Genomic DNA, 26,404 nt, shown 5'->3' on the forward strand with positions numbered 1-26,404 from the left:
CGCGTAATCCGTGAGAGACTTTAAAAACTCTTTGTCAAAGTCTCTTAGGCTTTTACAAAATCCGTGACGCAAAAACAATTGAAAAATAAAATTTTACATATCCTTTTCTTAACAAAGCAAAAACTCCGCCACCACCCTATCAAAACAGCGATAGCAGTGCTATGCTTTGTGTGGTATGCTTTCTGCCTGCCTCGTCAGCTCTTCCCACAACCTTATGCCACGGTGTTGGAAAGTAGCGAGGGTAAATTACTTGGGGCTAAGATTGCGGACGACGGACAATGGCGCTTCCCCGAAGTAGACAGTGTGCCCTACCGCTTTAAAATGTCGGTATTGCAGTTCGAAGATGCTCATTTTTATTACCATTGGGGGGTAAATCCCATATCGGTAGTCAAGGCTCTCTATCGCAATGTGAGCAGTGGTAAAGTACAGCGCGGCGGTAGTACGCTCACCCAGCAGGTGATACGCATCGCTCGTGAACACCAACAGCGCACTTATTTCGAGAAACTTATTGAAATGATATGGGCTACCCGATTGGAGTTCCGCTATTCTAAGGAGAGTATCCTCAAACTCTACGCCTCTCACGCTCCCTTTGGTGGCAACGTTGTGGGACTCGATATGGCAGCCTGGCGTTACTTTGGTGTCGCTCCTCATCAGCTTTCGTGGGCACAATCGGCTACATTGGCAGTCCTCCCTAATGCACCCAGCCTTATTTTTCCTGGTAAGAACCAAGAACGTCTCTTGCAGAAACGCAATGCGTTGCTTTACAAACTTCTCCTTAAAAATATCATCGATAAAGAAACATACGATTTGGCACTTTTAGAACCTCTTCCTGGTGAACCTCATCCTATTCCGCAACTCGCGCCTCACCTGCTTATTTTTGCTTCTAAAACCCAAGAAGGTGAGCGCATTAGCTCTACGGTGTCGCTAAACTTGCAAGAGAAGGTAAACAGTCTTATAGCAGGGTATTACACCCACTACTCACAGTCCGAAATCTATAATATGGCAGCTTTGGTGGTAGAAGTGAAAACGCGCAAAGTGCTCGCCTACGTAGGCAACACCCCTACCGATACCGACCATCAAAAAGATGTGGATATCGTGCACGCACCTCGCAGTACAGGCAGTGTGCTCAAACCTTTTCTCTATGCAGCGATGTTGCACGAGGGAGAACTCCTCCCCACCCAGTTAGTACCCGATGTCCCTACTCAAATAGGAGGCTATTCACCTCAGAATTTTAGCAATAGTTTTGAAGGTGCTGTCTCTGCCGATATGGCTTTAGCCAAATCGCTAAACATTCCGTTTGTATGGCTCTTAAAGCAGTTTACTACCTATCGTTTCTACGATGTGTTACAACACTTGCAACTGAAAAACATCAACCGCCACCCCGACCATTATGGTCTTTCCATTATCCTCGGAGGTGCCGAGAGCAATCTGTGGGATTTGGCACAGGCGTATACCAATCTAGCTTCGGAAACGGAAGTCTTTGCGCGCACTCAGCACTATCGTACTAAGGAATTTCAACACTTGCGTTATACCGATACTGCCCCCTTAGATTTCGGAAAAAACACTCGCGAACTACCTACACTCAGGGCGGGAGCGCTCTACAAGATGTTCAGTGCAATGAAGGAAGTGAACCGCCCTACCGATGATATAGCGTGGCGCTACTACGAGTCGTCGCGCAAAATAGCGTGGAAAACGGGTACCAGCTTTGGCAATAAAGATGCCTGGGCGATTGGTGCTACACCTCAGTATGTGGTGGCGGTGTGGGTAGGCAATGCCACAGGCGAAGGACGTCCCACCCTCACAGGGGCTACCTACGCCGCTCCGGTGATGTTCAGTATCTTCAACGCCCTCCCTCCTACTTCGTGGTTTTCAGAACCCTTAGACGACCTGCGCGAGGTTTCCGTCTGTGCCAATTCTGGTTTCCTTGCCAAACCCGAATGCCCTAAGCAAAAGGTACTCAGCAATCTCGCTCCTAAGGAAGTGGGGCAATGTCCTTATCATAAGCTCGTACACCTCGACCGTGACGAGCAGTACCAAGTAAACACCTCTTGCGAATCTCCACAAAACATTGTAAACAAAGCGTGGTTCGTATTACCTCCCGTAATGGAATGGTATTACAAACAGCAACATATTCACTACAAGCCACTCCCCCCCTACGTCCCGATTGCACACAAGGCAATCTGCAAAGGGGCTTGGATTTCGTTTACCCCAAACACCAAAGCGTACTCTACACCACTAAAACTTTTGGAGGGGAGCAACAACCCTTTACAGCGAAAGCTGCCAATCGCGAAGGCAAGGTTTTTTGGTATTTAGACGATGCTTTTCTCGGCACCACCGAAACCTTTCACGAGATGAATATCTTTGCCCCCAAAGGTAATCACACCCTGCGTATCATCAACGAAAAAGGCGAAGAAAGAGCCATTACCATCATATGCCGATAACCCAATTTATCTATTTGCTAATTTGCTAATTTATCAATTTACCAATTTATATCCGTCTTTCCTTAATTGCCTGTTCTCCTACGACCTTTGGCAAAGTTAAATATATTTAACCTTTCCACCACTACACTTCCTTTTTAAAGATAACCAGCAACAGATTTTCATCACATCTCCTTCGTCATTCGTCATTCATCCCTCGTCATTAATTCCTCTTTCTTTCGCCTCGAAACCCCGTTTTTAACATTTTTAGCGTTGTTGTATTATATTATGAATCAACTTTTTACACACCCTTTCTATACCAATCGTCCAAGATTCGTATAAGCTTCCTATAAGCTCTCTATAAGCTACCCCCACCCTTCTCATAGCCTTTTTTCATCAAAAATCCTCCTTCTCCTCTTCCGAACATCTCCGTTTCCTTCCGAACCCTCCTAACAGTCTCAATACATCGCTTTTTCATCTCAAACTTTGCCAAAGTTTGAAACTTTGGCAAAGTTAATCTTCTTTAGTTCAAGCTTGTAACTCGCACCCCATTTTCTAATTCTCTCATTTGCTAATTTGCTAATTTTCTCCTACTTTTGTCGCTCCTAATAGTTAATTTAATATCAGTATTAAAGTAATAAACTTTGTCAATGTACGATTCTTTAAAAAACCATTTTCAGCAAGCCCTTCCTTTTACCGACGAAGAACTCAGCGCGGTAGACAGCTTTTTTCAAGAGCGCATCTTTGCTAAAAAAGCAATGCTTTTAGAAGCCCCTCAGCCTTGTAAACATCTCTTTTTTATTGTCAAAGGCTGTGTGCGTCACTTTCATACCAAAGACGACGGCACCGAAAAGACCTGTGATATTTCGCTTGAAAATCAATGGACGACCGCCTTTATGAGTTTTAATAACGGTACCCCCTCCAATCTGTCGTTGCAAGCCTTAGACGAGACCACCGTTTATAGTATCAGTAAAGAACAGCTCTTTGCCCTTTATGTCCTGCACCACAACTTTGAGACTTTCGGCAGGTTGATGGCGGAACAAATCTTACAGCGCGCCACCGATACCGCTATGTACCTTGCTGCCGATAAACCCGAAGAGCGCTTTCAACATCTGTTGCACTCACGCCCCGAACTCTTTCAGCGAGTACCGCAGAAGTACATTGCCAATCTACTGGGTATCAGTCCCGAAAGTTTAAGCCGATTGCAAAAACGTATGCACAATAAAAAATCTTAACTTAAGTCAACGAGTGAGAAGCTCATTGCGCCGTACCTTTGCCCCAAATTAAAAAAAGAACACGTAATGAAAACACTCAACGATTATCAAATCGCCTTAGACGATGTAATGGAATTCATCGACAACGACCTTTTACAAGCCAAACTTCCTGAAGTAGAAGCTGATTACAAGGCAAACCCTTCCTTGCTGAACAAAGTGCGCTTAGGGATTATTTATCACGAAGTAGCCTTAAATTTAGGCTTTTTTAGCAAGCAGTATAAAGGCTATGCACAAAAGAGTCTCACGATTTTATCAGAATGCAAAGCCAACCCCGAAACACCTGAGGCGTTACAACCTTTTATCCTTTCTTACGAGGCTTCGGCAATGGCTTTGGTAGCCGGCGAAACTTTTAAGCTCTCACTTATCGGCAAAAGTTTTAAGCTCTTTGAAACGGCTATTAAAAAGTACGGAGCGGTACACTATCTTCCTGAATTTATGCGCGGTAGCGTAGCCGAGAACCTACCTTGGTTTTATTTCAGCAAGCGTGCTTTAGCCAAAATCGACTTTGAAAATATCATCCGAAAGGAGGCTCAAAATCCAGAGTATGCTTCGTGGAAGATAATGAGTTTTGTGTATTGGGCGTGGGCAAAGCAACACCCTCAGCGCAAATACCGCGCACAAGCTATCGCTTATCTGCAAAAAGCGATAGAGCTTGACCCTCATTATTTAGCAGGACGCAAACGCTCGGAAGAACTACTTTCTCAATTCACAATTGATAATTGAGAATGAACAATCACATACTTTGCCAAAGTTAATTGCCCGTCGTGCTACGACTGCCTGTGCGGCTCGCACCTTTGGCAAAGTTAATCTCTTCTAGTTCAAGCTTGTAACTAGCACCCCATTTGCTAATTTTCTAATTCTCTCATTTTCTAATTTGCTAATTCTCTAATTATTTGTACCTTTGCACTACTCAATCTTCAAATTGAACTAATGATTACACAATTACAAGGAAAACTCGTAGAAAAGAACCCTACTCACGTAGTAATCGACTGCCACGGGGTGGGCTATTTCGTAAATATTAGCTTGAATACTTATTCAGCGCTACCCGAAGGCGAAGCTATTAAACTATACACCTATTTGCAAATAAAAGAAGATGCACATACACTCTATGGCTTCCTCACCAAAGCCGAACGCGAAGTGTTTGTATTGCTTCTTTCAGTATCGGGAGTAGGTGCTAGTACTGCTCGTACGATGCTCTCAGCACTTACCGCTACACAAGTGCGCAGTGCTATCATCAATGGCGAGGTAGCTACCATTCAAGCAGTAAAAGGTATAGGTGCTAAAACAGCCCAACGGGTAATATTAGATTTAAAAGATAAAATGCTCAAGCTCCAAGACTTTGAAGAGGTGCCTATGAACGCCGTAAGCACCCACAAAGAAGAAGCTCTTGCTGCCTTAGAAGTATTGGGCTTTATGCGCAAACAAGCCGAAAAAGTAGTTGATATCATTATCAAATCAAGCAGCGAAGAGCTTTCAGTAGAAGAAATTATCAAGCAAGCCCTCAAACGCTTGTAAATTTAACAGTAAAAACTATGAATACAACCATTCTCAAAGTAGACAATAGCAGTGAAATGGCTTTAGCTTTTTTGGAATATGTAAAGTCTTTGCCATTTGTAAAAGTAGAAGTGCCTAAGAGCAAGAAAGAAACATCAGCTTCCTCTATGGAAATATTAGAAGAAGATGAAGACGGTATTCCTATTGCACATCGCGATTTTATAATGGAACTATCACAAGATGTAAAAAAAGGTTTTGCCAAACGATATTTCAAGACTATGAAGAATAAATATGCTGAAAAATGATAGTAATAACTGATAGCAATATACTTTTTACTGCAATTTCGTCATTCGTAATTTGTCATTCGTAATTATTTTCGTATCTTTGCCCGCTAATTGATTGGTAAAATGAAATATATCTTATATATACTCTTGGCTTTCACTGCTATAAGTTGTGGTATCTACAACTTTACAGGAGGAAGTACAGGCGATGCAAAGACTTTTCAAGTAAACTTCTTTCGCAACGATGCTCCCTTGGTAGAACCTGGACTCGACCGCGATTTTACCATCGCCTTACAAGATTTGATTAACAACCAAACCAACCTCAGCCTTACCGATCGCAATGGCGACCTCGTGTACGAAGGCGAAATCGTAGAGTTTAACATTACCCCTATGACGGCTACTGCAGGACAAACCGCTGCCCAAAACCGTGTAACCATAGGCGTAAATGTGCGCTTTACTAATCATAAAGAAGATAAAAAAGACTTTGAAAAACGCTTCTCTTTTTACTATGATTATCCTGCTGCTACACAATTCAACTCGGTAAAAGGCGAAGCTATCCCACAGATATTCGAGCGTATCACCCAAGATATTTTCAACGCCTCATTAGCAGATTGGTAACAATTAGGTAAAGACAATAAGGTAAGATTGACAGTAAAACAATTCATAGAGATTATTAGGCATCCCTACACTATTAACGATGATCAAGTATATGAACTCGACGAGATAGTGAAGGAATATCCTTATTTTCAAGCAGCAAGGGTGTTACAACTCAAAATATTGCATTCCGAAGAAAACTACAAGTACAACAAAGCCTTAAAACTCGCTGCGGTACACGTAACCGACCGCTCAGTATTGTTCGACTTTATCAATTCTAAAAGTATTATCCCTGATTTCTCAGCCCTACGTCGTGATTTTGAACGTATTCGCAAAGCGAGAGAACGCAAGGAAGCCGAAGAAACTGAGAATACACCTCCTAAGGTAAGTTACATCGACCACGAACCGCGCTTGTATCGCCCTAATGTACCCGAATCTATTTTCGAAGAACCTATTTTCCCCGAAGATTTGGTAAATCACCAAGAGTTAGCCGATGCTTTTGAACCAAAAACAGAGGAAAAGCCTAAAACTGATACTGACAATATCTCTCAATGGTTAGAAAACATCTCCGATGACCATACCGAAGTTTCTTATAAAGACGACAAGGTAGCCGAGAAGTTCAAACTCATTGATAAGTTTTTGGAGAACAATCCTAAGATTGAAGCCTCCAAAGACTATGTATCCAACGTAAATTTAGCCGATGATGTAAACTCAGACCCTAAACAATTAATGACCGAAACATTGGCACAAGTATATGTAAATCAGCGCAAATTTAAGCAAGCTATACAAGCGTATGAAATATTAATTTTGAAAAATCCAGAAAAAAGTGCTTACTTTGCAGCCCAAATAGAAAATATCAAAAAACTACAACAAAATAATTTATTTTAATTTATAGAGAAATGACTACATTCAACATCTTTTTAGTGCTTATCGTGGTAGTATGTTTGCTACTCGCTTTAGTAATTATGGTACAAAACCCTAAAGGAGGCGGACTCTCTTCTACTTTCGGTGGCAATACTCAAGTAGTAGGTGGCGTGAAAAAAACAGGCGACTTCCTCGAACGCAGTACTTGGACGTTTGCTACTGCTTTAGGAGTGCTTATCCTTATCGCCAACACCTTACTACAAGGCAATACCGGTGTAAATGCCGATTCTAAACTGCTCGATGGCAATACCCCTACTGCCCCTATAGAAAACCCTCTTAACCAACAAGCACCTGCCAACAATGCTACCCAAATGCCTGCTACTCCTGCCACATCTTCTAATACAGGTAACTAAACTGACAAAAAGTCAGTTTTTACAGATTGGCATACTTTCTGAAATATCCTCTTCGATTTTTTATAAAAGGAATTAAAATACTTGAATGAAAAGGTTAGATAACATCCCCACATCCCCCTTTCGAAGGGGGCGCGGGCGATGTAATTCCCTAACACCTAATTCCTATTTTCTAAACAAAAAAAATAACTAAAAACTAAACAAATAATGGCAAAATTGAATATTAAACCTTTAGCTGATAGAGTAGTGATTGAGCCCGCAGTGGCCGAAACTACTACCGCATCAGGTATTATCATCCCTGATACTGCAAAAGAAAAACCTCAAAAAGGTACGGTTGTAGCCGTTGGAGCAGGTACTAAAGATAACCCTGTAACCCTAAAAGTAGGCGATACAGTACTCTATGGCAAATATGCCGGTACTGAACTAAAATTAGAAGGTAAAGACTACCTTATTATGCGTGAAAACGACGTATTAGCAGTTATCTAAACATAAAAACTAAAAACTAAAGAAATGGCAAAAGATATTAAATTTGATATAGACGCTCGCGAAGGTTTAAAACGTGGCGTTGATGCATTAGCAAATGCAGTAAAAGTAACATTAGGCCCTCGTGGTCGTAATGTGATTATTAGCAAATCATTTGGTTCACCACAAGTAACCAAAGACGGGGTAACCGTTGCTAAGGAAATAGAACTAGAAGACGCTCTTGAAAATATGGGTGCTCAAATGGTAAAAGAAGTAGCTTCTAAAACCAATGACCTCGCAGGCGATGGTACCACTACCGCTACTGTATTAGCACAAGCTATCGTAAAAGAAGGTCTTAAAAACGTAGCTTCTGGTGCTAACCCAATGGATTTAAAACGCGGTATTGACAAAGCCGTAGCAAAAATCGTAGAACACTTGGCTAAACAAGCTAAAGAAGTAGGCTCTTCTTCTGAAAAAATCAAACAAGTAGCCTCTATCTCTGCTAACAACGACGATACTATTGGCGAACTTATCGCTCAAGCATTCGAGAAAGTAGGTAAAGAAGGGGTTATCACCGTAGAAGAAGCAAAAGGTACAGATACTTACGTAGATGTAGTAGAAGGTATGCAGTTCGACCGCGGTTACCTTTCTCCTTACTTCGTAACCGATTCTGAAAAGATGGTTGCAGAACTCGACCACCCTTATATCTTGTTGTACGACAAGAAAATCTCTACTATGAAGGACTTGCTTCCTGTATTAGAGCCTGTAGCTCAATCTGGCAAACCTCTTTTGATTATCGCTGAAGATATCGATGGTGAAGCCTTAGCTACCTTAGTAGTAAACAAGTTGCGCGGTACTCTTCGCATCGCTGCTGTAAAAGCTCCTGGTTTTGGTGACCGTCGTAAAGCTATGCTCGAGGATATCGCTATCCTAACCGGTGGTACTGTAATTGCCGAAGAAAGAGGCTTCACTCTTGAAAACGCTACTATCGATATGCTTGGTACTGCCGAAAGAGTAAGTATCGACAAAGATAACACCACTATTGTAAATGGTGCTGGAAAATCTGATGATATCAAAGCGCGTGTAGCACAAATCAAAGCACAAATCGAAAACACCTCTTCTGATTATGACCGTGAAAAACTACAAGAGCGTTTAGCTAAACTCTCTGGTGGGGTAGCAGTGCTTTACATAGGTGCTGCTTCGGAAGTGGAAATGAAAGAGAAAAAAGACCGTGTAGATGATGCCCTTCACGCTACTCGTGCAGCTGTTGAAGAAGGTATCGTAGCAGGAGGTGGTATAGCGCTTATTCGTGCTAAAAATGTTTTAGGAAAACTAAAACCTCTCAATGCCGACGAAGAAACAGGTATTAAAATTATCTTCAAAGCATTGGAAGCTCCTTTGCGCACTATCGTAGAAAACGCAGGGGTTGAAGGTTCTGTAATCGTAGCTCGTGTACTCGAGGCTTCAAGAGATGCTTACGGATACAATGCTAAAACAGGTACTTATACCGATATGTTTAAAGCAGGTATCATCGACCCTAAAAAGGTAACCCGTGTAGCTCTTGAAAATGCTGCCTCAGTAGCTGGTATGATTCTCACTACTGAATGTGCTTTGGTAGACATCAAAGACGATAAAGCAGCTGCAATGCCTCCAATGGGTGGTGGAATGCCAGGAATGATGTAATTGTAAATTCATAGCATTATTATCATATTTTATTAACACGAAAATCAGGGAGAGTTTACAATGAAACTCTCCCTGATTTTTTATACCCAAAAACTATATTAACTCTCTGAAATGTGAAAGAAATGCAAACGGTTTGTAAATAAAACGTTAAAAAACAGGATAAAAATGCAAAAAGCACATCTTTTATTACTAAAAATGATTGTACAAATAAAAAAAGTCGTATATTTGCCCCGAATTTTAAAACACAAGTAATAAACATTTTTTTATATGAAAAAAACCTTATTAAGTATTGCAACTGTCGTTGCAGTGATAACAAGTGCTAATGCACAAGATATGCTAAGTAAGAGCAAATTTTTTGACAACTGGCAAGTAGGTGTTAAAGGTGGTGGATTCTCTTGGACTACCCGTGAAGCTTTTATCAAAAACACCCGTGCCACTTTTGGAGCTGAGATTGGCAAACAAATCTCTCCAGCTTTCCGTTTAGGCGTTGAAGGTATGGCGTATGTACGTCCAGTACAATTTGACGATGCTCCAGAGTTTGGAAACTTTGTAGATATGTCAAACGTAAGTTTGGTAGGTACTGTAAACTTGAGCAACCTTATCGCTGGTTACAAAGGAACACCTCGTTTCTTCGAAGTAGAAGGTTTCGCTGGTTTAGGTTGGGCACACATATATCCACAAGGTGCTGACAATAGAAAAGCTCCTAATGTATTAAACACTATGACTGCTGAGTTTGGTTCTAACTTGCTTTTCAACTTAGGACAAAGTAAAGCTTGGGGTATCAAAATTAGCCCTGCTCTTGTTTATGGGGTTGATGGTGTAGAAAACCGTGCTGAATCTGTTTCTAGTAATGAGTTGAACCTCAAAAACTCTTTCACTCAAGTAACTGCTGGTGTAGTTTACCGTTTTAAAGGAAGCAATGGTGCTCACCACTTCACTACAGCTACTCAAAATCCTGACAATAGCGCAGAATTGAGTAGACTTCGTGATGAGTTGAACAGCAAAAACAAGGAATTATCTGACTGCCAAAGACAAGTTAATAAATTGCAAGATGACTTAGAAGCAGCTCGCAACAAGAAACCAGAAGTAGTAGAAAAAGTAGTTACTAAAAACAAGAAAACTTTGGAATCAGTAGTTACTTTCCGTGTAGCTAAAAGTACTATCGATGCATCTCAATTGCCTAACGTAGAGCGTATCGCTTCTTACCTTAACAAATATAGTAATGCTAAAGTTAGTATCAAAGGTTATGCTTCACCAGAAGGAAACTTAGAAAAGAACAAACAATTAGCTACTGCTCGTGCTGAAGCTGTTAAAAACCTTTTAGTTAAACGTTACAAAATCTCAGCTGATAGAATCCAAGCTGAAGGTAATGGTATCGGTGATATGTTCAGTGAACCAGATTGGAACCGTGTAAGTATCGCTAATATCGTAGAGTAATCAAAATACCCTACAAAATAAGAACTTACAAATAAAAATTAAGGAAAAAGGCTATCCTAATTAGGATAGCCTTTTTTATTTTCTATTACGTGAGTTTGACTCGAATTAAAAGAGGCAAGGTCAATGCTGAAAAAATGTTAATCTCTTTTAAAACCCTGCAATTTTTTTAAAGTTTAGAAAGTAGAACACTTGATAGTCTTTTGTGATGTCAAAAACGTTAAAACATTATTTATCAGTAAAATATTAGAAAAACCTTTGTTATCTTTTAATTGAAGTTTAACCGAAGGTAGAGCGAATCTAAGGCGAACCTAAGACGAACCTAAGACGAAGGAAAGGTGTTAGAATATTGGATATCAATAGGTAAAAAGCCCTTATAACTTTATTGAAGAAAAAGTGTTAAAATAGCGTTTTTGATAAATAAAAAACAATATTACTACTTTCTGAGTTCTGGATAAGAAAACATCAGATAATAAAAAATCCCACAGAATTACACAGATTCCACAAATCTGCGAGGTTTATAGAGCGGATTTAGAAGCTAAAGAAATGAGATTTGTACGGATTGCGACACAAAAGGAATATCTATTTTACTAAAGTTTCCAACTTTGGCAAAGTATTGGACGCAAAAACGACGCAAAAATAATATGCTAGTAATAGAAAATAAAAAAGGCTGTCTGCTAAAAAGCAGACAGCCTTTTTTGTCGTAGCACAACAGGCTTTTAATATTCTCCAGTAGGCTCTACAAATATCTCTTCTTTTTCTTTATGACCACTAATACTCTCTTGTATCGCTTGGAAGAATACAAAAAATACCGGAATCACAACAAGTCCGAAAAAGGTACCAATAAGCTGACCGATAGCGGCTCCCGTAGCTACTGAACGGTTTCCTGCTGCTCCTACCCCTGAGGCAAATACCAATGGCATCAAACCAACGATAAAGGCAAAAGAGGTCATCAAGATAGGGCGCAAACGCGCCATTGCGGCATTGATAGCTGCCTTAGATAGGCTTTCACCCATACGACGGCGTTGCACAGCAAATTCTACAATCAAAATCGCGTTTTTAGCTAAGAGTCCCATTAGCATAATGAGGGAAATTTGGAAATAGATATTATTTTCTAATCCAAAAAGCCATTGTCCTAAATACGCTCCAAAGATACCAAAAGGCAATGAGAAGAGCACTGATAGTGGCAATAGGTAACTCTCATACTGTGCTGAAAGAATAAAATAAGTAAACACCAAGCTGAGCAAGAAGATGAGAATGGTTTGTGAGCCGGCATTCTGTTCTTCACGGGTCAAACCTGTATAGTCGATTCCATAATTATTATTGAGGGTTTGGGCAGCCACCTCTTGTACTGCTTTCAGAGCATCACCTGTACTATAGGCAGGGTTGTTCTGAGCCGAAATAGACACCGAAGTAAAGAGGTTATAACGGCTGAGCGATTGAGGTCCAAAGGTACGTGTAAGAGTTACAAACTCGGTAATAGGAGCCATTGTTCCACTACCTGTTTTCACGAATAAGCTATTAAGGCTATTGAGGTCTTTACGCGCTTCGGGCAACGATTGTACCATTACGCGGTATTGCTTTCCGTAAAGGGTAAAGTCAGTTGCATAGAAGCCCCCTATATAATTCTGTAAGGTCGATAGAATAGTGCTCACCGTAATACCCGATTGCATAGCGCGTTCCACATTGATATCCATTTGGTATTGTGGATAGTTCACATTGAAAGACGTTTGGGCAAACTGTATCTCGGGACGTTGCATCAGGGCACCCAAGAATTCTTGTGCATTCTTGTTCACCTCACTGATATCACTTCCGGATTTATCCAAGAGTACAAACGATACCCCACCTCCTACACCAAAACCAGGCACGGAAGGCGGTTGGAAGAAAATCACATTGGCATCTTTGATATTGGCAACAGCACGAAAGGCATTGTTGATAATCGACTGAATGTCTTGACCTGGGAGTTTAGAACGTTCCTCAAAAGGTTTCAGCTTGAAGAAACCCATACCATTATTACTACCTTCGCCTGAAATCATACCGCGACCGGTAACAAAGGTAACATTTTCCACCCCTGGTATATTGGAAAGACTTTCGTTTACTTCACGCATAATATTGGCGACACGTTCCATAGAGGCACCAGGAATCATCGATACATCCATCATCACAAACCCTTGGTCTTCACTGGGCACAAAGCCCGATTTCATACTTTTATTGGCAAAATAGATACCACCTCCTGCCATAAGTAAGAGCACTAAGGTTACCCATTTATGACGAAGGAAGAAGGTAAAGGTTTGCCCATATTTATGCGTAGCGGCATTGAAAGCTATATTAAACTTGTGGAAGAACTTGCCAAACCACGACTTTTCTTCATATTCTTTATTGTCGTGAGGTTTGAGGAAAAGCGAACAAAGCACCGGACTGAGGGTAAGCGCATTGATAGCTGAAATCACGATAGCTACAATCAGAGTTACCCCAAACTGTTTGTAGAACACGCCCGTAGTACCACCCATAAAGGTTACCGGCACGAACACTGCTGCCATCACAAGGGTGATAGAGATAATCGCTCCTGTAATCTCGTTCATAGCTGAAATGGTAGCGGGTTTAGCTTTCTCGTGAGTTTGTTCCATCTTAGCGTGCACCGCCTCGACGACCACAATGGCATCGTCCACCACTATACCGATAGCTAACACCAAGGCGAAGAGGGTAAGCATATTGACAGAATAGCCAAAGAGATTCAAGAAGAAGAAAGTACCCACGATAGACACTGGCACCGCAATAGCGGGAATGAGTGTAGAACGGAAGTCTTGCAAGAAGATATACACCACCAAGAACACCAATAAGAAAGCCTCTAAAAGGGTAGACACCACCTTAGAAATGGCAGCATCTAAGAAAGTGTTGGCGTTGTAGTTGATAGTATAAGTAATCCCTTCGGGCAAAGAAGGTTTCAACTCGTCTAAGAGCTTTTCGATATTTTGGATAATCTCGTGAGCATTAGAGCCTGGCGTTTGTGAGATACCCATTGCCACAGCAGGGCGACCTTTGCTTTCTGAAAACCCTGTATATCCGAGCGCGTCGAGTTCTACCTTAGCCACATCTTTAAGACGGAGAATACGACCCCCATCTAAAGCTTTGAGTACTATATTTTCATATTCCGATACTTGGGTGTATTTCCCCTTGTACTTAATCACATATTCATAGCTACTACCGCTGTTTTGCCCCAAAGTACCCGCAGCTGCTTCTCTACTCTGAGCTGAAATTGCAGCAGTTACCTCGGTAGGATTAAGCCCATAGGCTTGGAGTTTTTGCGGATTCAACCAAATGCGCATAGAATAGGTTTTACCCCCAAAAGCATTGGCATCCCCTATCCCACTGATACGTTTGATTGCAGGAATCACATTGATGCTTAAATAATTTTGTAGAAATACATCGTCTAACTCTTTATTCTCAGAGAAGAAGGTGAGAAACATCAGATTACCTGAGCTCTGTTTACGCACCGTTACCCCCGATTGGGTTACCTCAGATGGCAAAATAGAGTTGGCACGCGACACTGCATTTTGTACGTTTACCGCCGCGATATCGCCATTGGTGCCCTGTTTGAAATATACAGTAATATTTGCTGAACCACTATTAGAAGCCGATGAGGTAATATAATCCATATTTTCCACCCCATTGATTTGTTCTTCCAGCGGAATCACCACCGCTTTAAGCACTGTTTCGGCGTTGGCTCCTGCATAGTTAGCCGATACCTGTACCGTTACAGGGGCGATATCAGGATATTGAGAGATAGGCAAAGAGATAATCCCCAATACCCCTAAAATTACTATTAAGATAGAGACTACCGTTGATAGTACGGGTCTGTTAATAAAGTTTTTTATCATAAGTTAGATGTTATACTTGAATTAAAATTCTTGTTTAGTAGGACGCAAAGTAATCTCATTGATAGCTACGTCCTCTGGTTGTTCAATAGCATATGCAATAGCACGGGCAACTGAATCGGCAGGAATCTCATATTCCTTATAAAAAGCCTGAATACCTGCGCTAGCTTCGGGGTCGGAACTACCATACTTAAGTTCACTCTCCACGGCGCCTGGGTAAAGAGTAGTCACGCGAATGTTATCTTTAGCGGTTTCCATACGTAAACCTTCACTAATAGCTTTTACAGCAAACTTAGTACCACTGTACACCGTGCCACGACCTGCCGCCACCTTCAAACCCGCTACTGAGGATAAGTTGATGATATGTCCACTATGTTGCTTCTGCATCGTTGGGAGTACTGCAGCAATACCGTAGAGTACCCCTTTGATATTGATATCAATCATTTTGTCCCATTCGTCTACTTTAAGCTTTTCGAGAGGAGCCTGTGCCATCAGTCCAGCATTGTTTACCAGCACATCTATACGACCGTAAGCTTTGAGCGTTTCTTGGGCAACACGTTCCAAGTCCTCACGTTTGGTAACATCACATACAATGGCAAGCACCTTACCGCCTTGAGAGCCGATACGTTTCACTAGCGATTCCAAGCGATCTTTACGGCGCGCAACCGCTACGACTATAGCACCATACTACGCCAAATAAAGAGCAGTAGCTTCGCCGAGCCCGCTACTGGCTCCTCTAATAATCACGACTTTATCTTTGATGTTTTCTTTCATAATTACCAATTTATTAGATATTAAATACAGAAAAGGAAGTGCTTTTATTGTAAAAAACACTTCCTCTTTGAGGGTGTTACCTTATTCTATGCAAAGGTAAGACAAAAAAGTTATGTGAGAATGAGGTTCGATGTTAATCTTTTCTTAAAGTTTCAAAGGATAATACAGAGGTAAGTAGTGCTTATTTTTCTTCTTGTATTATGTCTTTATACTCTGCCCAAAAGGCTTCAAACTGCAACATCGATTGATAGAGGAACTCCATCGCTGATTGCCAAGTAGCTTTGTTGTGAATGGTTACGTTTGGCAGTTCTACATACACACAGCTGATTTCTTTACCGTTGTCCAAGAGAAAGTGCTCTTCGAAAACAACATTAGGGAGGTACTGTTCTTGCAGAATCGTTTTCAGCGACAACAATTTGTTGTAGTACAAACTACGTGTTGCCTCGTCAGGGTCTTCCACAGCGAGAAGCACCCGTGCTTTACAGGTGTCGAATGAAAACTTAAAACTAAAATCCTTTATTTTAGTGTCATACAACGTCCATTTGCGAGGGAACGATTTACCAAAAGATATCCAGAAGTCTTCGCGTAGTTTTTTTGCTTCGGCTTTGCTGTACACGGGGTTAAAGTGTGAATTGGATATTTGCTAAAAATGTATGACCTCTATCATCTATTTTTTTAAACAAAGTAAATTTATAGAACGTGGAGCCGTCCTTTTCAAGCACTCCAAATTCATTATTTTTTAAATCATAAGCTACGAATGTATTCGGGGTAAGAGTCGGTTTGATTTTATAACGCAATTCATTAGTCTTCTTATCATACAATTCGTATGAAAAATCCACTTTTTTAGCATATAAAAATTCTATATAGGGGTCTTCTTCTATTATTTGAGTATTGCTTTTTGTTATGGTAGTAGGTTGTGCAGGAGTAAGCGTTGCCATTGCCGTTTGAGTAGTAACAGGTGCTTTGTATTCCGACCTAAAAGTTGCTAAAGCATTCCCTTCAAAGGCATTGCGCAAGGCTTCTTGATACGACTTCTTAAACTCCTTTTCACGACTTTTACCTATCTCGGAAGTAAAGACGGTTTTATTAGCACAATCGGTGAGGATAAATTGCACCTTAGAGGTCATCATATTCGATTGGTTTTTCACGTCGGCTCTCAGAGCATCGCAGGGGTTTTGAAGCAGTTCAGCAGGGGCTTCGCTCTCCATATACGTTTTAAAACCTTGTTTTTCCAGTAAAAACTTCGTAAGTGCATTCAGCTGGTACTGATTATCTTCCTTTTGGAAAGTATAACGATTAGGCACAATCACAGTTTGTGCAACAAGAGTCAGTGGTAGTAATGCTACTAAAAATAATATCTTTTTCATTGGTTTCTAATATTTATTCATATTCATTATTCTTCATTCGAGCTTCGAGTTCGGCTTGAAACTCTTCTATCACGGGTTTCATAGTGCTTTCAGGGAGGTCGGAGATGCGAATGTACATCAATCCATCTACAGAGTTGTTGAAAAGTGGGTCGACGTTGAAAGCAATGACTTTGGCGTTTTGCTTGATGTATTTTTTGATGAGCACCGGCAAACGCAAGTTACCTGGTTCGAGTTCATCGATAAGTTTGTCGAACTTATTGAGGTCGGCTTTGGTTTCGTCGAAAATAAAATCTTTATCCTCGTCTTTGAGCTTTACTTTGAACTCTTTTTTAGGGCGTACATACTGTGCTATATAAGGGTCATAGAAGTTCGACTTCATAAACTCTATCATCAGCGATTTAGAAAAGTCAGAGAACTGGTTACTAATACTCACACTACCCAACAAATATGAGTGTTCCGGATAACGCAAAGTGGTATGAGCAATCCCTTTCCACAGCAAAAACAGTGGCATAGGTTTCTGCTGATATTCTGAAATGATAAAAGCACGCCCCATCTCGATGGTTTTACTCATCATATCGTATAATTCGGGTTCAAAACGAAACAAATCGTGGGTATAAAAGCCTTCGATACCGTATTTAGGGAATATTTCAGCCCCTAAGCCCATACGGTAAGCTCCTACTATCTTCTTAGCTTCGTTATCCCAAAGAAAAAGATGATGATAATAGAGGTCAAACTTATCTAAGTCAGACGAAGCATTAGTCCCCTCCCCTACTTCGCGGAAAGTGATTTCACGCAAGCGTCCTATTTCCTTCATTATATTAGGAATCTCTTGATAAGGTGCTAAGAATACCTCGTAGTTGTTGTTTTTGAGCAGTCGGTAATCTTTTTTAGTGATGTTATCAACTTCCTTCTCTATGAGGTCTTGTTTGATAGGCGCTTCTATCTGTTGAGGATTGCTCCCGCTCTTGCTTGATTTCAACACGTTAGTGAGTGGTAAAAACTTCTTATCTTGCTCTAAAGCATTGGCTAATATATAAGTTTTCTTACGTAAAAATTCGGTAAAATCTTCCAAATCGGTATGCTCATCTTGCATAGCTACCGAAATAGGCTTACCTATGCGTATATAAATAGTGCGTTCTTTCTGTGTAAGCAGTTCTGAGGGCAATTTAGCCGTGCGCAACGTATCACTGATACTCGCCAAGAAGTAAAACAACTTACTGTTTTTGGCGTGAAAATAGATAGGCACAATAGGCACTTTCACTTTTTTAGCAAGTTTCATAGCTGCCTCTTCCCAAGGCTTATCCACCATCAGTTGCCCCTCTTTGGTTACCGATACCTCCCCCGCAGGGAAAAGACCTAAGGGTTTGCCCTCTTTGAGGTGTGCAATGGTATGCTTAAAGCCCACCACGCTAGATTTCGCATCTTTGCGGTCTTCAAAGGGGTTTACCGGCAATACGTAAGGTGCTAAAGGCTCAATACGTTGCAAGAGAAAATTCGCCATAATCTTGAAATCAGGACGTTTTTCTAAGAGTAGTTTGAGAAGCAGAATGCCATCAATTCCCCCCAGTGGGTGGTTAGAAATGGTGATAAAAGCCCCTTCTTTAGGGATATTCTTAAAATCCTCTTCGGGTATTTCGAACTTTATTTCAAACTCATCTAACAGTTTGTTGAGGAAGTCTAACCCTTCAAAGTGTTTATTTCGGTTGTAAATAGCATTGAGCTTGGAGATACGGAGCAACTTCATCAGTGCCCATCCTCCAAAAGTACCCAAGAAGCCAAGTTTATCAATATTAATCGCTTTGGCTACTTCTTTGGCACTTACCAATCCTTTATCTTTTTGCTTTCTCATTCTTCTTTAAAGTCTTATGATTGTTTCCCTTTTTGCAGTTGTTTCATTCTTTTCAAGCGTGTCATCACCTCATCGCGATACAAGGCTCTGGTAGCCACTTTGCCTACGGTAAGACCTTGTACTAAAATGGAAAACAATACTACAATATAAGTAATTTGCAAAAGTGTTTCTTTTAATCCTCCTTTATCAGCAGGGATAGAGAGTACCAAGGCGATGGATACTCCCCCGCGAATACCCCCCCACACCATTGTGATGAGCGAGCCTCGCGAATAGGTAGCTACCTTGCGTAATATCGTTTTGGCAGGAATATAAATCGCCAGTGCACGCCCCAAGAGGCATACGAGAATAGCTACCCCGCCTAAAAGGAACTGCTCTGTTAGATTGTCTATCAGTAGCATCTCAAATCCTATGAATAGGAACAAGATAGCATTCATAATCTCGTCTATGATTGCCCAAAACTTTTCAAGGTAATCTTTATTCTCTGCACTGCTGGCTTTCTTGCCTACATTTCCTACAAAAAGTCCTGCAATTACCATTGCCAGAGGCGAAGAAACGTGAGAAGCTTTGGTGATAAGAAAACCACCCATTACCACTGCCAAAGTGACAAGCACACTCACGTGATAGTCATCGGCTTTTTTCATCATTTGAGAAGCTATCCACCCCAAGAGCACTCCTAGTAAAATACCTCCTCCTGCTTCCAAGAGAAAGAGCTTAGTAATAGCGAAGAACGAAGGCTCAAAAGTGCTATTAGTAGCCAATTTCAGTACTACGGCAAACATTACTACCGCTACCCCATCGTTAAAAAGCGATTCACCCGTAATCTTAGTTTCAATGCGTTTAGGTACTTTCACTTGTTTGAGCACTCCCAACACTACAATAGGGTCGGTTGGAGAAATAAGCGCACCAAAAAGCAGACAATAAACGTAAGGAATATGGATTTCTACCAAAGGAGCAATGTAGTACAGCAAAACTGATATAAAGAAAGCCGAAAGTACTACACTGATAGTTGCATAAGTAAAAATGGAGATTTTGTAGTTTTTAAGGTCGTTGATATTGATGTGGAGAGCTCCTGCAAAGAGAAGGAAGTTCAACATTGCTCCCATCAGTATTTCAGTGAAGTCAAAGCCTTGTAAAAGCGATTCAAGACGGTGTGCAAGCCCTGTAAATACTTCACCTCCGAAAAGACGTACGCCTACCGATATCATCATAGCAATCACCATAATACCTATGGTCATAGGCAGTTTTACGTAGCGAACATTCACGTACGAAAACAAGGCTGCTAAGACGATAATTACTGAAAAAGCGTAGTATAACTCCATTAGTACTATTTTATTTTCGGCAAAGGTACAAATAATTTGCTAATTTGCAAATCTGCTAATTTGCTAATTGCTTTTGAAGTCTTTTCTGTCGTTGTTCTACAAGGTCTGAGAAGTTATATAGTAAAGCTGGGGTTTGATATTCTAATTCACCACTATTGATAGCCCGCAAGATAATTTCCTCTATCCAATAGTCTTCTTCTACATTCATAGGGTCATAGCCTTTTTTGAGAGAAAGGTCGTACAGCCACGCGGTTTTGTTATACCAATAAGCATTCCAACCATTGCGCAGGTCTTTTACCAATTCGTAAGCCGTTTTTCCAGTTTGGCGGTGAATGAGTTTAATGAGAATACGCCCTTGCGAGCGGGAAAGTTTTTTGAGTTCGTCGGTGAAGTGGTCTTCAATATAGCGTTGGGTGCGTTTTACGTACACCTTCTTTTGTCGTTTATTTTGCATAGTATCCATCGTACGTTCCATTGTATAGAGCCGGTCGGCAGCCATTTTGGCATACGGATACACGCGTTTCACCCTACTGCGGAGTAGCAAATAGCGCTTTTGAGCTTCTGCATCACCAAAGTAATGCTCTTTACCAAAAACACTCACCTCAGCAAGCCGAATAGTATCTCCTGAATAAAATTGCTGGTCAAAAATATAAATAGTATCACGCTTCTGCGAGAAAGAGGTAAGAGGTAAAAGGTAAAAGACAAAAACAGCGATAGCTGGGTAAGTGAATAAAAGGTAATGTTGTATAGATGCAATGATGTATTTCATTCTGATTTTCTTTATTTATTTTTAAAATCTAACGACTTTAACAACATTTGCATTGCAAAAATTGTTCCAACCTTTTACGTTTCACTTTTCTCTTTTCACTTCCCTAACACCGCCATTTTTATTGCAGTAATAGCCGCCTCCACGCCTTTATTACCCAGCTTACCACCACTGCGGTCAAGCGACTGCTGGAAAGTATTATCAGTGAGAACGCAAAAGATAATAGGCACTTTACTTTGTTCCGCATTGAGCTGGGCAATACCTTGGGTAACACCCTGGCACACGAAATCGAAATGACGAGTTTCTCCTTGTATCACACAGCCTATTACAATAATAGCGTCTACCTCGGTAGTATCGAGCATTCGCTTGGCAGCGTGCACTAATTCAAAGCTTCCTGGTACTTCCCATAAGAGTATATTGTCATCAATAGCACCACAATCTTTAAGGGTTTCGATGGCACCATTGCGCATTCCGTAAGTTATCTGCTCATTCCACTGAGAAGTAATAATCCCAAAGCGAAGAGATTCCGCATTTGGGATTATATTTTTATCGTATTGTGATAAGTTTTTGTTTTCTGTTGCCATTAATTATTGACTAATTTTCCCTATAAGGATATCGATAGTACGCGCTTCTTCTGAGGTAGGGTACTCGTCTTTGATGCGCTCATAATATTTCAAGGCATCGTCTTTTTTACCTTGCAAAGAAGCTACTATTCCTGCTTTTTTCAGGTATAATGGAGTTACGAAGTCATTTTTGCTATGTTCAAAGGCTTTGATATAATATTTCAATGCCTCAGCGTTATTTTTCTGTTGAAGGTAAGCATCACCTATATTCCCGTAAGCCAAAGCTCCGAAAATATCATCAGTAGAGTCGAACTCTTTAAGGTGATTTATTGCGTTGTTATAGTCACGCAAACGCATATAAGCCATACCCATACCGTATTCAGCCAGGTTAGCAGCTTTGGTACCGCTATAGTTTTCGGCAATTTGCTTAAATCCATATTTTCCTTTTCCACCGTTGATAGCCACTTTAAAGAGGGAATCCTGCGCTTTAGCATCAGTAGCTTCCATCGCTTCATCAAAGAACTGTTGTGCAAAGAAAAGCTCATTAGCAGCATTCTTTTCCCTAGGGGCTTTCACAAACTGTTGGTAAAGCAAATAACCCAAGCCTATCACAGCTACGGCTATGAGAGTTCCAATAATAATCTTCTGATTGCGTTTTACCCAATCTTCGGTGCGAGTAGCGCCTGCATCGAGGGCATCAAACACCTCAGCAGTAGTACTTTCTTTGTGTAATTGAGCCTGTTTTGCTTCGTCTAAATGCTCGGTATCTTTTTGTCTATTAGGTCGGTTGTTGTTCTTTTTGTAAGTTGCCATATATAATTTTCATTAAAGTTCGGCAAAAGTACAACTTTTATTTTAATTAGAAAGCAAAACACAAAAAATTATTTACTCATCAGTCATTTTTCCCATTTTATCTATTAGTTAATATACGGCGAGTTTTCTCCACATCTCCTTCGTCATTCGTCCCTTGTCATTCCTCATTTCTTCCCTTTTCCATCGCTACACTCCCTCTTTAAAGGAGTATGTTTTCCCCTATTGCCTATGACCTAAGACCTCACACTTCCCCATTTACTAATTTTCTAATTTACTAATTTCCTAATTATCCCTTCTCCTTTTTCTGTCATACTCCTCCCTATTACCTATGCCCTAAGACTCCACACCACCCATTTTCTCATTTTCAAATTTGCTAATTCCCTAATTATCCCTTCTCCTTTTCCGTCATACTCCCCCTAGTGCCTATGGCCTAAGACCTAATGCCTCTTCCTCTTTCTTTCGCCTCGAAACCCCGTTTTTAACATTTTTAGCACTGTTGTATTATACTATTAATCAACTTTTTATATACCCTTTCTATACCAATCGTCCAAGATTCGTATAAGCTTCCTATAAGCTCTCTATAAGCTACCCCCACCCTCCTAATAGCCTTTTTTCTCCAAAATCCTCCTAACTCACTTTTTATATTTTTCGTTTTCCTCCGATAGCTCAGACCAGTCCAATTTGTCCGACAAGTCAGACCCGTCAAAAAACCTTTTTATCACTACCCATTTGCTAATTTCCAAATTTCCTAATTCTCTAATTTTCTATGCCCGTCGTGCTACGACCTTTGGCAAAGTTGATTACTGGCATTACTGGTATTTCCGGTATTATTGGCATTATTGGCATTTCCGGTATTACTGGCTTTTCCCTCATTTGCTATTTCGTAATTATTTTGTACTTTTGCACCCAATAACTCAAAAAACAAACAAGCGTATGGCTAAGAATGTAGTGATTGTAGAGTCGCCTGCCAAGGCTAAAACCATTGAAAAGTTCTTAGGTAAGGACTACAAAGTAGTGTCCAGTTATGGGCATATTGTCGATTTGCCCTCCAATGAACTGGGCGTAGATATACAGCACGGTTTTAAACCTAATTACCTCATCTCTAACGACAAAAAAAATCTTGTAAAAGAACTCAAAGCACTCACGTCCAAAGCCGAAGTAGTATGGCTCGCTTCCGATGAAGACCGTGAAGGAGAAGCTATTGCGTTTCATCTTTCCGAAACACTCAAACTAAAAAAGGAAAATACCAAACGCATCGTTTTTAACTCCATTACCAAATCGGCTATTGAAAACGCTATTAAAAACCCTCGTGGTATCGATTATAATCTGGTGAATGCTCAGCAAGCACGCCGTGTACTCGACCGCCTCGTGGGCTATGAACTCTCTCCCGTACTGTGGAAAAAAATTAAAAGCGGACTCTCAGCAGGACGCGTACAGTCGGTAGCAGTACGCCTTATCGTAGAACGCGAACGCGAAATACAAGACTTCAAAACGCAATCCTCTTACCGAATTACTGCCGAATTTATCACCTCAGAAGGCAAAGTTGTAAAAGCCTCTTTGCCTAAGAATTTCGACACACAAGCCGAAGCCGAAAACTTCTTGCAACAGAATATCGGAGCGCATTTCAAAGTGCAATCATTAGAAACCAAACCAGCCAAGAAAATGCCTGCGCCCCCCTTCACTACTTCCACCCTCCAACAAGAAGCCGCACGCAAACTGCACTTCTCAGTAAGCAAAACAATGACGGTAGCCCAACGCCTCTACGAATCTGGTTTTATCACCTATATGCGTACCGATAGCGTGAATCTTTCACAAGAAGCGCTCAACACTGCCAAAAACGCTATCGTGCAACTCTTCGGAGCTCAGTACAGTCAAGTGCGCAATTTCGCCACTAAAAGCAAAGGCGCACAAGAGGCGCACGAAGCCATTCGTCCTACCGATATGAGTCGTACTTCTATCTCTGCTGAACCCGATCAGAATAAGCTATACGAACTGATATGGAAACGCACCCTTGCCTCACAAATGGCAGATGCTCAAATAGAGCGCACTACCGTAAAAATAGAAGCTGATAAGCACAAAGAACACTTCGTAGCCAATGGCGAAATGGTACAGTTCGATGGCTTTTTAAAAGTGTATTTAGAAAGTACCGACGACGAGGAAGAAGAACAAGAAGGAATGCTCCCCAATCTCAAAAAAGGAGAAGCTCTTACGCATCGCTATATTACTGCTACCGAGCGTTTCACTCGTCCACTACCTCGTTATACTGAGGCTTCGCTGGTGAAAAAGTTAGAGGAACTCGGTATCGGACGCCCATCTACTTATGCTCCTACCATTTCTACGATTCAAAACCGCGGATATGTGGAACGTAGCACACTCGAAGGTGAAGTGCGTCCCTATCAGCAACTCACCCTTGCAGGCAATACTATCAAAACACAAACCCTTAGCGAACGAGTAGGTGCCGATAAAGGTAAGCTCGTTCCCACCGATATAGGTAGTGTAGTAAACGATTTTCTCGTCTCCCATTTCGATACGATAATGGACTATAATTTCACTGCCAAAGTAGAAAATAGTTTCGACGAAATAGCCGAAGGCACTGAGAATTGGACAAAGATGCTCACACAGTTTTATAATCATTTTCACCCCGTAGTAGAAAATGTTGAAAAGCATACAGGTCGTGAAACAGGTGAACGCGTGCTGGGTACCGACCCTAAATCAGGTCGCCCTCTCAGCGTACGCTTAGGTCGTTATGGAGCTATGGCGCAAATAGGGAATCCCGACGATGCCGAAAAGCCTATTTATGCAAGTCTATTGGCAGGTATGTCTATCGAAACGATTACTTTTGAAGAAGCCCTCAAACTCTTCGAGCTTCCTCGTCAGTTAGGCATTGTCGATGGTAAGAATGTAGAAGTGAATGTAGGGCGTTTCGGACCCTATGTGCGCTACGGCGATGCTTTCATATCACTTGATAAAGGTGAAGACGTTTTCAGTGTAACTCTCGAGCGGGCTAAGCAACTCATCGGTGAGAAGAAAAAAGCTGACGCTCCTATTGCCACCTATCAAGGAGTGGAAGTTACCAAAGGTGTAGGTCGTTTTGGTCCCTTTATTAAGTGGAACAACACCTATATAAACGTTACCAAAAAGTACAATTTCGACCATCTTAGTCAGCAAGATGTAGAAGAACTTATAGAAGATAAGCTCAAAAAAGAATCGGAAAAGGTAGTGAAAGAATGGGACGAAGGAGCTATCCGTATAGAGAAAGCCCGCTGGGGACGTTTTACCCTCCTCAAAGGTAAAACCAAAGTAGAACTCCCCAAAGACACCGATATAGCAACTTTCACCAAAGAACAAGCTCTTGCCCTCCTAACCGAGAAAGAGCCTAAACCTAAAAAAGCCACTTCTAAAAAGAAATAATACAATAATAATAGGCTATCAAAAAGATAAGATTTCTTTCTTGATAGCCTATTTTGTATCATAAAATAAGTATTTTTATAATACTGATTTTTTTAATTCCGCAATCATTTGGGTAGGGTTATTAGCATTGAAGATAAAACTGCCTGCTACTAAGGCATCAGCACCTGCCTCTACAAGTGCTTTGGCATTCTTTAAACTCACTCCACCATCTATTTCTATAAGTGCGTGTGCCCCTACTTGTTCAATAAGTGCTTTAGCTTGACACACTTTCTTATAAGTATTTTCAATAAATGACTGTCCACCGAATCCAGGGTTCACACTCATCAGCAAGAGTACGTCTATATCTTGAATAACATCTTCTAACAAAGCGACAGGTGTATGCGGATTGAGGGCTACTCCTGCTTTCATTCCTTCTGCTTTAATTGCTTGTATAGTGCGATGTAAGTGCGTACACGCCTCGTAATGCACAGTAAGAATATCACTACCGAGCTTAGCAAAAGTGCTAATATAGCGGTCGGGGTCAATAATCATCAAGTGAACATCTAACGGTTTGGTAGCGTGTTTGTGAATCACTGAAAGCACGGGCATACCATAAGAGATATTAGGCACAAAAACACCGTCCATAATATCGATATGAAACCAATCGGCTTCGCTGGCATTTACCATTTCAATAGCTTGTTGCAGGTTGCCGAAATCGGCAGCTAATAATGAAGGAGCGAGAATCATATTTTTAATGTTTAATGATTAATGTTTA

Annotated in this window: 20 protein-coding genes and 2 pseudogenes; 12 read left to right on the forward strand and 10 right to left on the reverse strand. The window is 41.0% G+C overall.

The features are described 5' to 3' along the window. The first annotated feature begins 63 nt into the window (after positions 1 to 63). From pbpC to AM608_RS05150, 11 genes and pseudogenes are all read left to right on the forward strand, one after another. Positions 64 to 2,441, forward strand: a pseudogene (gene pbpC, locus AM608_RS05095) (penicillin-binding protein 1C). Positions 2,442 to 3,067: 626 nt separating this feature from the next. Then, complete coding sequence (locus AM608_RS05105; RefSeq protein ID WP_053580972.1) at positions 3,068 to 3,652, forward strand: Crp/Fnr family transcriptional regulator; 585 nt, start codon at positions 3,068 to 3,070, stop codon at positions 3,650 to 3,652. 66 nt (positions 3,653 to 3,718) lie between these two features. Next, positions 3,719 to 4,414, forward strand: a complete 696-nt coding sequence (locus AM608_RS05110) for a hypothetical protein (RefSeq protein ID WP_053580973.1) — start codon at positions 3,719 to 3,721, stop codon at positions 4,412 to 4,414. 207 nt (positions 4,415 to 4,621) lie between these two features. Then, positions 4,622 to 5,206: a Holliday junction branch migration protein RuvA gene (gene ruvA, locus AM608_RS05115; RefSeq protein WP_053580974.1), complete on the forward strand. Its 585-nt coding sequence runs from the start codon at positions 4,622 to 4,624 to the stop codon at positions 5,204 to 5,206. Between the two features lie 17 nt (positions 5,207 to 5,223). After that, a complete protein-coding gene (locus tag AM608_RS05120; RefSeq protein ID WP_053580975.1) occupies positions 5,224 to 5,490 on the forward strand; it encodes a hypothetical protein in 267 nt (88 codons plus the stop codon). A gap of 102 nt (positions 5,491 to 5,592) precedes the next feature. Then, positions 5,593 to 6,084, forward strand: coding sequence for an LptE family protein (locus tag AM608_RS05125; protein WP_009419020.1), 492 nt, complete (start codon positions 5,593 to 5,595; stop codon positions 6,082 to 6,084). A gap of 27 nt (positions 6,085 to 6,111) precedes the next feature. After that, positions 6,112 to 6,948 carry a hypothetical protein gene (locus AM608_RS05130; protein WP_002673420.1) on the forward strand — a complete coding sequence of 279 codons (837 nt, stop codon included), beginning with the start codon at positions 6,112 to 6,114 and terminating at the stop codon, positions 6,946 to 6,948. 11 nt (positions 6,949 to 6,959) lie between these two features. After that, the gene (gene secG, locus AM608_RS05135) at positions 6,960 to 7,337 is read left to right on the forward strand and encodes a preprotein translocase subunit SecG (RefSeq protein WP_053580976.1); all 378 of its coding nucleotides are present in this window, start codon (positions 6,960 to 6,962) and stop codon (positions 7,335 to 7,337) included. A 204-nt stretch (positions 7,338 to 7,541) separates the two neighbouring features. Beyond that, positions 7,542 to 7,820: a co-chaperone GroES gene (gene groES, locus AM608_RS05140; RefSeq protein WP_002673428.1), complete on the forward strand. Its 279-nt coding sequence runs from the start codon at positions 7,542 to 7,544 to the stop codon at positions 7,818 to 7,820. A 24-nt stretch (positions 7,821 to 7,844) separates the two neighbouring features. After that, positions 7,845 to 9,479 (forward strand): chaperonin GroEL, encoded by a 1,635-nt coding sequence (groL, locus tag AM608_RS05145; RefSeq protein ID WP_053580977.1) that lies wholly within the window; start codon positions 7,845 to 7,847, stop codon positions 9,477 to 9,479. A gap of 267 nt (positions 9,480 to 9,746) precedes the next feature. After that, complete coding sequence (locus AM608_RS05150) at positions 9,747 to 10,916, forward strand: OmpA family protein (protein WP_053580978.1); 1,170 nt, start codon at positions 9,747 to 9,749, stop codon at positions 10,914 to 10,916. Positions 10,917 to 11,632: 716 nt separating this feature from the next. Here AM608_RS05150 and AM608_RS05155 read toward each other — a convergent pair. The 9 genes and pseudogenes from AM608_RS05155 to AM608_RS05195 form a co-directional block, all read right to left on the reverse strand. Continuing rightward, on the reverse strand, positions 11,633 to 14,791 hold the full coding sequence (locus AM608_RS05155; RefSeq protein ID WP_053580979.1) for an efflux RND transporter permease subunit: 3,159 nt from the start codon (positions 14,789 to 14,791) through the stop codon (positions 11,633 to 11,635). Between the two features lie 21 nt (positions 14,792 to 14,812). After that, positions 14,813 to 15,562 (reverse strand): annotated as a pseudogene (locus AM608_RS05160) (SDR family oxidoreductase). 181 nt (positions 15,563 to 15,743) lie between these two features. Beyond that, complete coding sequence (locus AM608_RS05165; protein WP_053580980.1) at positions 15,744 to 16,178, reverse strand: DUF4268 domain-containing protein; 435 nt, start codon at positions 16,176 to 16,178, stop codon at positions 15,744 to 15,746. A gap of 4 nt (positions 16,179 to 16,182) precedes the next feature. Further along, positions 16,183 to 16,929: a hypothetical protein gene (locus AM608_RS05170; RefSeq protein WP_053580981.1), complete on the reverse strand. Its 747-nt coding sequence runs from the start codon at positions 16,927 to 16,929 to the stop codon at positions 16,183 to 16,185. Positions 16,930 to 16,942: 13 nt separating this feature from the next. Next, positions 16,943 to 18,778, reverse strand: a complete 1,836-nt coding sequence (locus tag AM608_RS05175) for a GNAT family N-acyltransferase (protein ID WP_009410077.1) — start codon at positions 18,776 to 18,778, stop codon at positions 16,943 to 16,945. A gap of 14 nt (positions 18,779 to 18,792) precedes the next feature. Further along, entirely contained in the window at positions 18,793 to 20,097 is a 1,305-nt protein-coding gene (locus AM608_RS05180; RefSeq protein WP_053580982.1) for a sodium:proton antiporter, read from the reverse strand. Positions 20,098 to 20,152: 55 nt separating this feature from the next. Continuing rightward, complete coding sequence (locus AM608_RS05185; protein WP_009421893.1) at positions 20,153 to 20,866, reverse strand: DUF4294 domain-containing protein; 714 nt, start codon at positions 20,864 to 20,866, stop codon at positions 20,153 to 20,155. Positions 20,867 to 20,961: 95 nt separating this feature from the next. Further along, positions 20,962 to 21,447 carry a 6,7-dimethyl-8-ribityllumazine synthase gene (gene ribH, locus AM608_RS05190; RefSeq protein ID WP_016479053.1) on the reverse strand — a complete coding sequence of 162 codons (486 nt, stop codon included), beginning with the start codon at positions 21,445 to 21,447 and terminating at the stop codon, positions 20,962 to 20,964. Positions 21,448 to 21,450: 3 nt separating this feature from the next. Then, complete coding sequence (locus AM608_RS05195) at positions 21,451 to 22,239, reverse strand: tol-pal system YbgF family protein (protein WP_053580983.1); 789 nt, start codon at positions 22,237 to 22,239, stop codon at positions 21,451 to 21,453. A 933-nt stretch (positions 22,240 to 23,172) separates the two neighbouring features. Here AM608_RS05195 and topA point away from each other — a divergent pair. Continuing rightward, the gene (gene topA / locus AM608_RS05200; protein ID WP_053580984.1) at positions 23,173 to 25,650 is read left to right on the forward strand and encodes a type I DNA topoisomerase; all 2,478 of its coding nucleotides are present in this window, start codon (positions 23,173 to 23,175) and stop codon (positions 25,648 to 25,650) included. A gap of 75 nt (positions 25,651 to 25,725) precedes the next feature. On the opposite strand, the gene rpe is transcribed toward topA, so the two are convergent. Then, positions 25,726 to 26,376 (reverse strand): ribulose-phosphate 3-epimerase, encoded by a 651-nt coding sequence (gene rpe, locus AM608_RS05205; RefSeq protein WP_053580985.1) that lies wholly within the window; start codon positions 26,374 to 26,376, stop codon positions 25,726 to 25,728. Positions 26,377 to 26,404 lie beyond the last annotated feature (28 nt).

The sequence above is a fragment of the Capnocytophaga sp. oral taxon 323 genome (assembly GCF_001278825.1).
GTDB classification, from domain to species: Bacteria; Bacteroidota; Bacteroidia; order Flavobacteriales; family Flavobacteriaceae; genus Capnocytophaga; species Capnocytophaga ochracea.

What these genes read in the sequence shown, in the direction of transcription:
- topA (WP_053580984.1), top strand. Translation starts at nt 23,173, where the DNA reads ATGGCTAAGAATGTAGTGATTGTAGAGTCGCCTGCCAAGGCTAAAACC.
- AM608_RS05185 (WP_009421893.1), bottom strand. Translation starts at nt 20,866, where the DNA reads ATGAAATACATCATTGCATCTATACAACATTACCTTTTATTCACTTAC.
- AM608_RS05155 (WP_053580979.1), bottom strand. Translation starts at nt 14,791, where the DNA reads ATGATAAAAAACTTTATTAACAGACCCGTACTATCAACGGTAGTCTCT.
- AM608_RS05180 (WP_053580982.1), bottom strand. Translation starts at nt 20,097, where the DNA reads ATGGAGTTATACTACGCTTTTTCAGTAATTATCGTCTTAGCAGCCTTG.
- AM608_RS05125 (WP_009419020.1), top strand. Translation starts at nt 5,593, where the DNA reads ATGAAATATATCTTATATATACTCTTGGCTTTCACTGCTATAAGTTGT.
- AM608_RS05110 (WP_053580973.1), top strand. Translation starts at nt 3,719, where the DNA reads ATGAAAACACTCAACGATTATCAAATCGCCTTAGACGATGTAATGGAA.
- groES (WP_002673428.1), top strand. Translation starts at nt 7,542, where the DNA reads ATGGCAAAATTGAATATTAAACCTTTAGCTGATAGAGTAGTGATTGAG.
- AM608_RS05120 (WP_053580975.1), top strand. Translation starts at nt 5,224, where the DNA reads ATGAATACAACCATTCTCAAAGTAGACAATAGCAGTGAAATGGCTTTA.
- rpe (WP_053580985.1), bottom strand. Translation starts at nt 26,376, where the DNA reads ATGATTCTCGCTCCTTCATTATTAGCTGCCGATTTCGGCAACCTGCAA.
- AM608_RS05195 (WP_053580983.1), bottom strand. Translation starts at nt 22,239, where the DNA reads ATGGCAACTTACAAAAAGAACAACAACCGACCTAATAGACAAAAAGAT.
- ruvA (WP_053580974.1), top strand. Translation starts at nt 4,622, where the DNA reads ATGATTACACAATTACAAGGAAAACTCGTAGAAAAGAACCCTACTCAC.
- ribH (WP_016479053.1), bottom strand. Translation starts at nt 21,447, where the DNA reads ATGGCAACAGAAAACAAAAACTTATCACAATACGATAAAAATATAATC.
- AM608_RS05150 (WP_053580978.1), top strand. Translation starts at nt 9,747, where the DNA reads ATGAAAAAAACCTTATTAAGTATTGCAACTGTCGTTGCAGTGATAACA.
- secG (WP_053580976.1), top strand. Translation starts at nt 6,960, where the DNA reads ATGACTACATTCAACATCTTTTTAGTGCTTATCGTGGTAGTATGTTTG.
- AM608_RS05105 (WP_053580972.1), top strand. Translation starts at nt 3,068, where the DNA reads ATGTACGATTCTTTAAAAAACCATTTTCAGCAAGCCCTTCCTTTTACC.
- AM608_RS05170 (WP_053580981.1), bottom strand. Translation starts at nt 16,929, where the DNA reads ATGAAAAAGATATTATTTTTAGTAGCATTACTACCACTGACTCTTGTT.
- groL (WP_053580977.1), top strand. Translation starts at nt 7,845, where the DNA reads ATGGCAAAAGATATTAAATTTGATATAGACGCTCGCGAAGGTTTAAAA.
- AM608_RS05175 (WP_009410077.1), bottom strand. Translation starts at nt 18,778, where the DNA reads ATGAGAAAGCAAAAAGATAAAGGATTGGTAAGTGCCAAAGAAGTAGCC.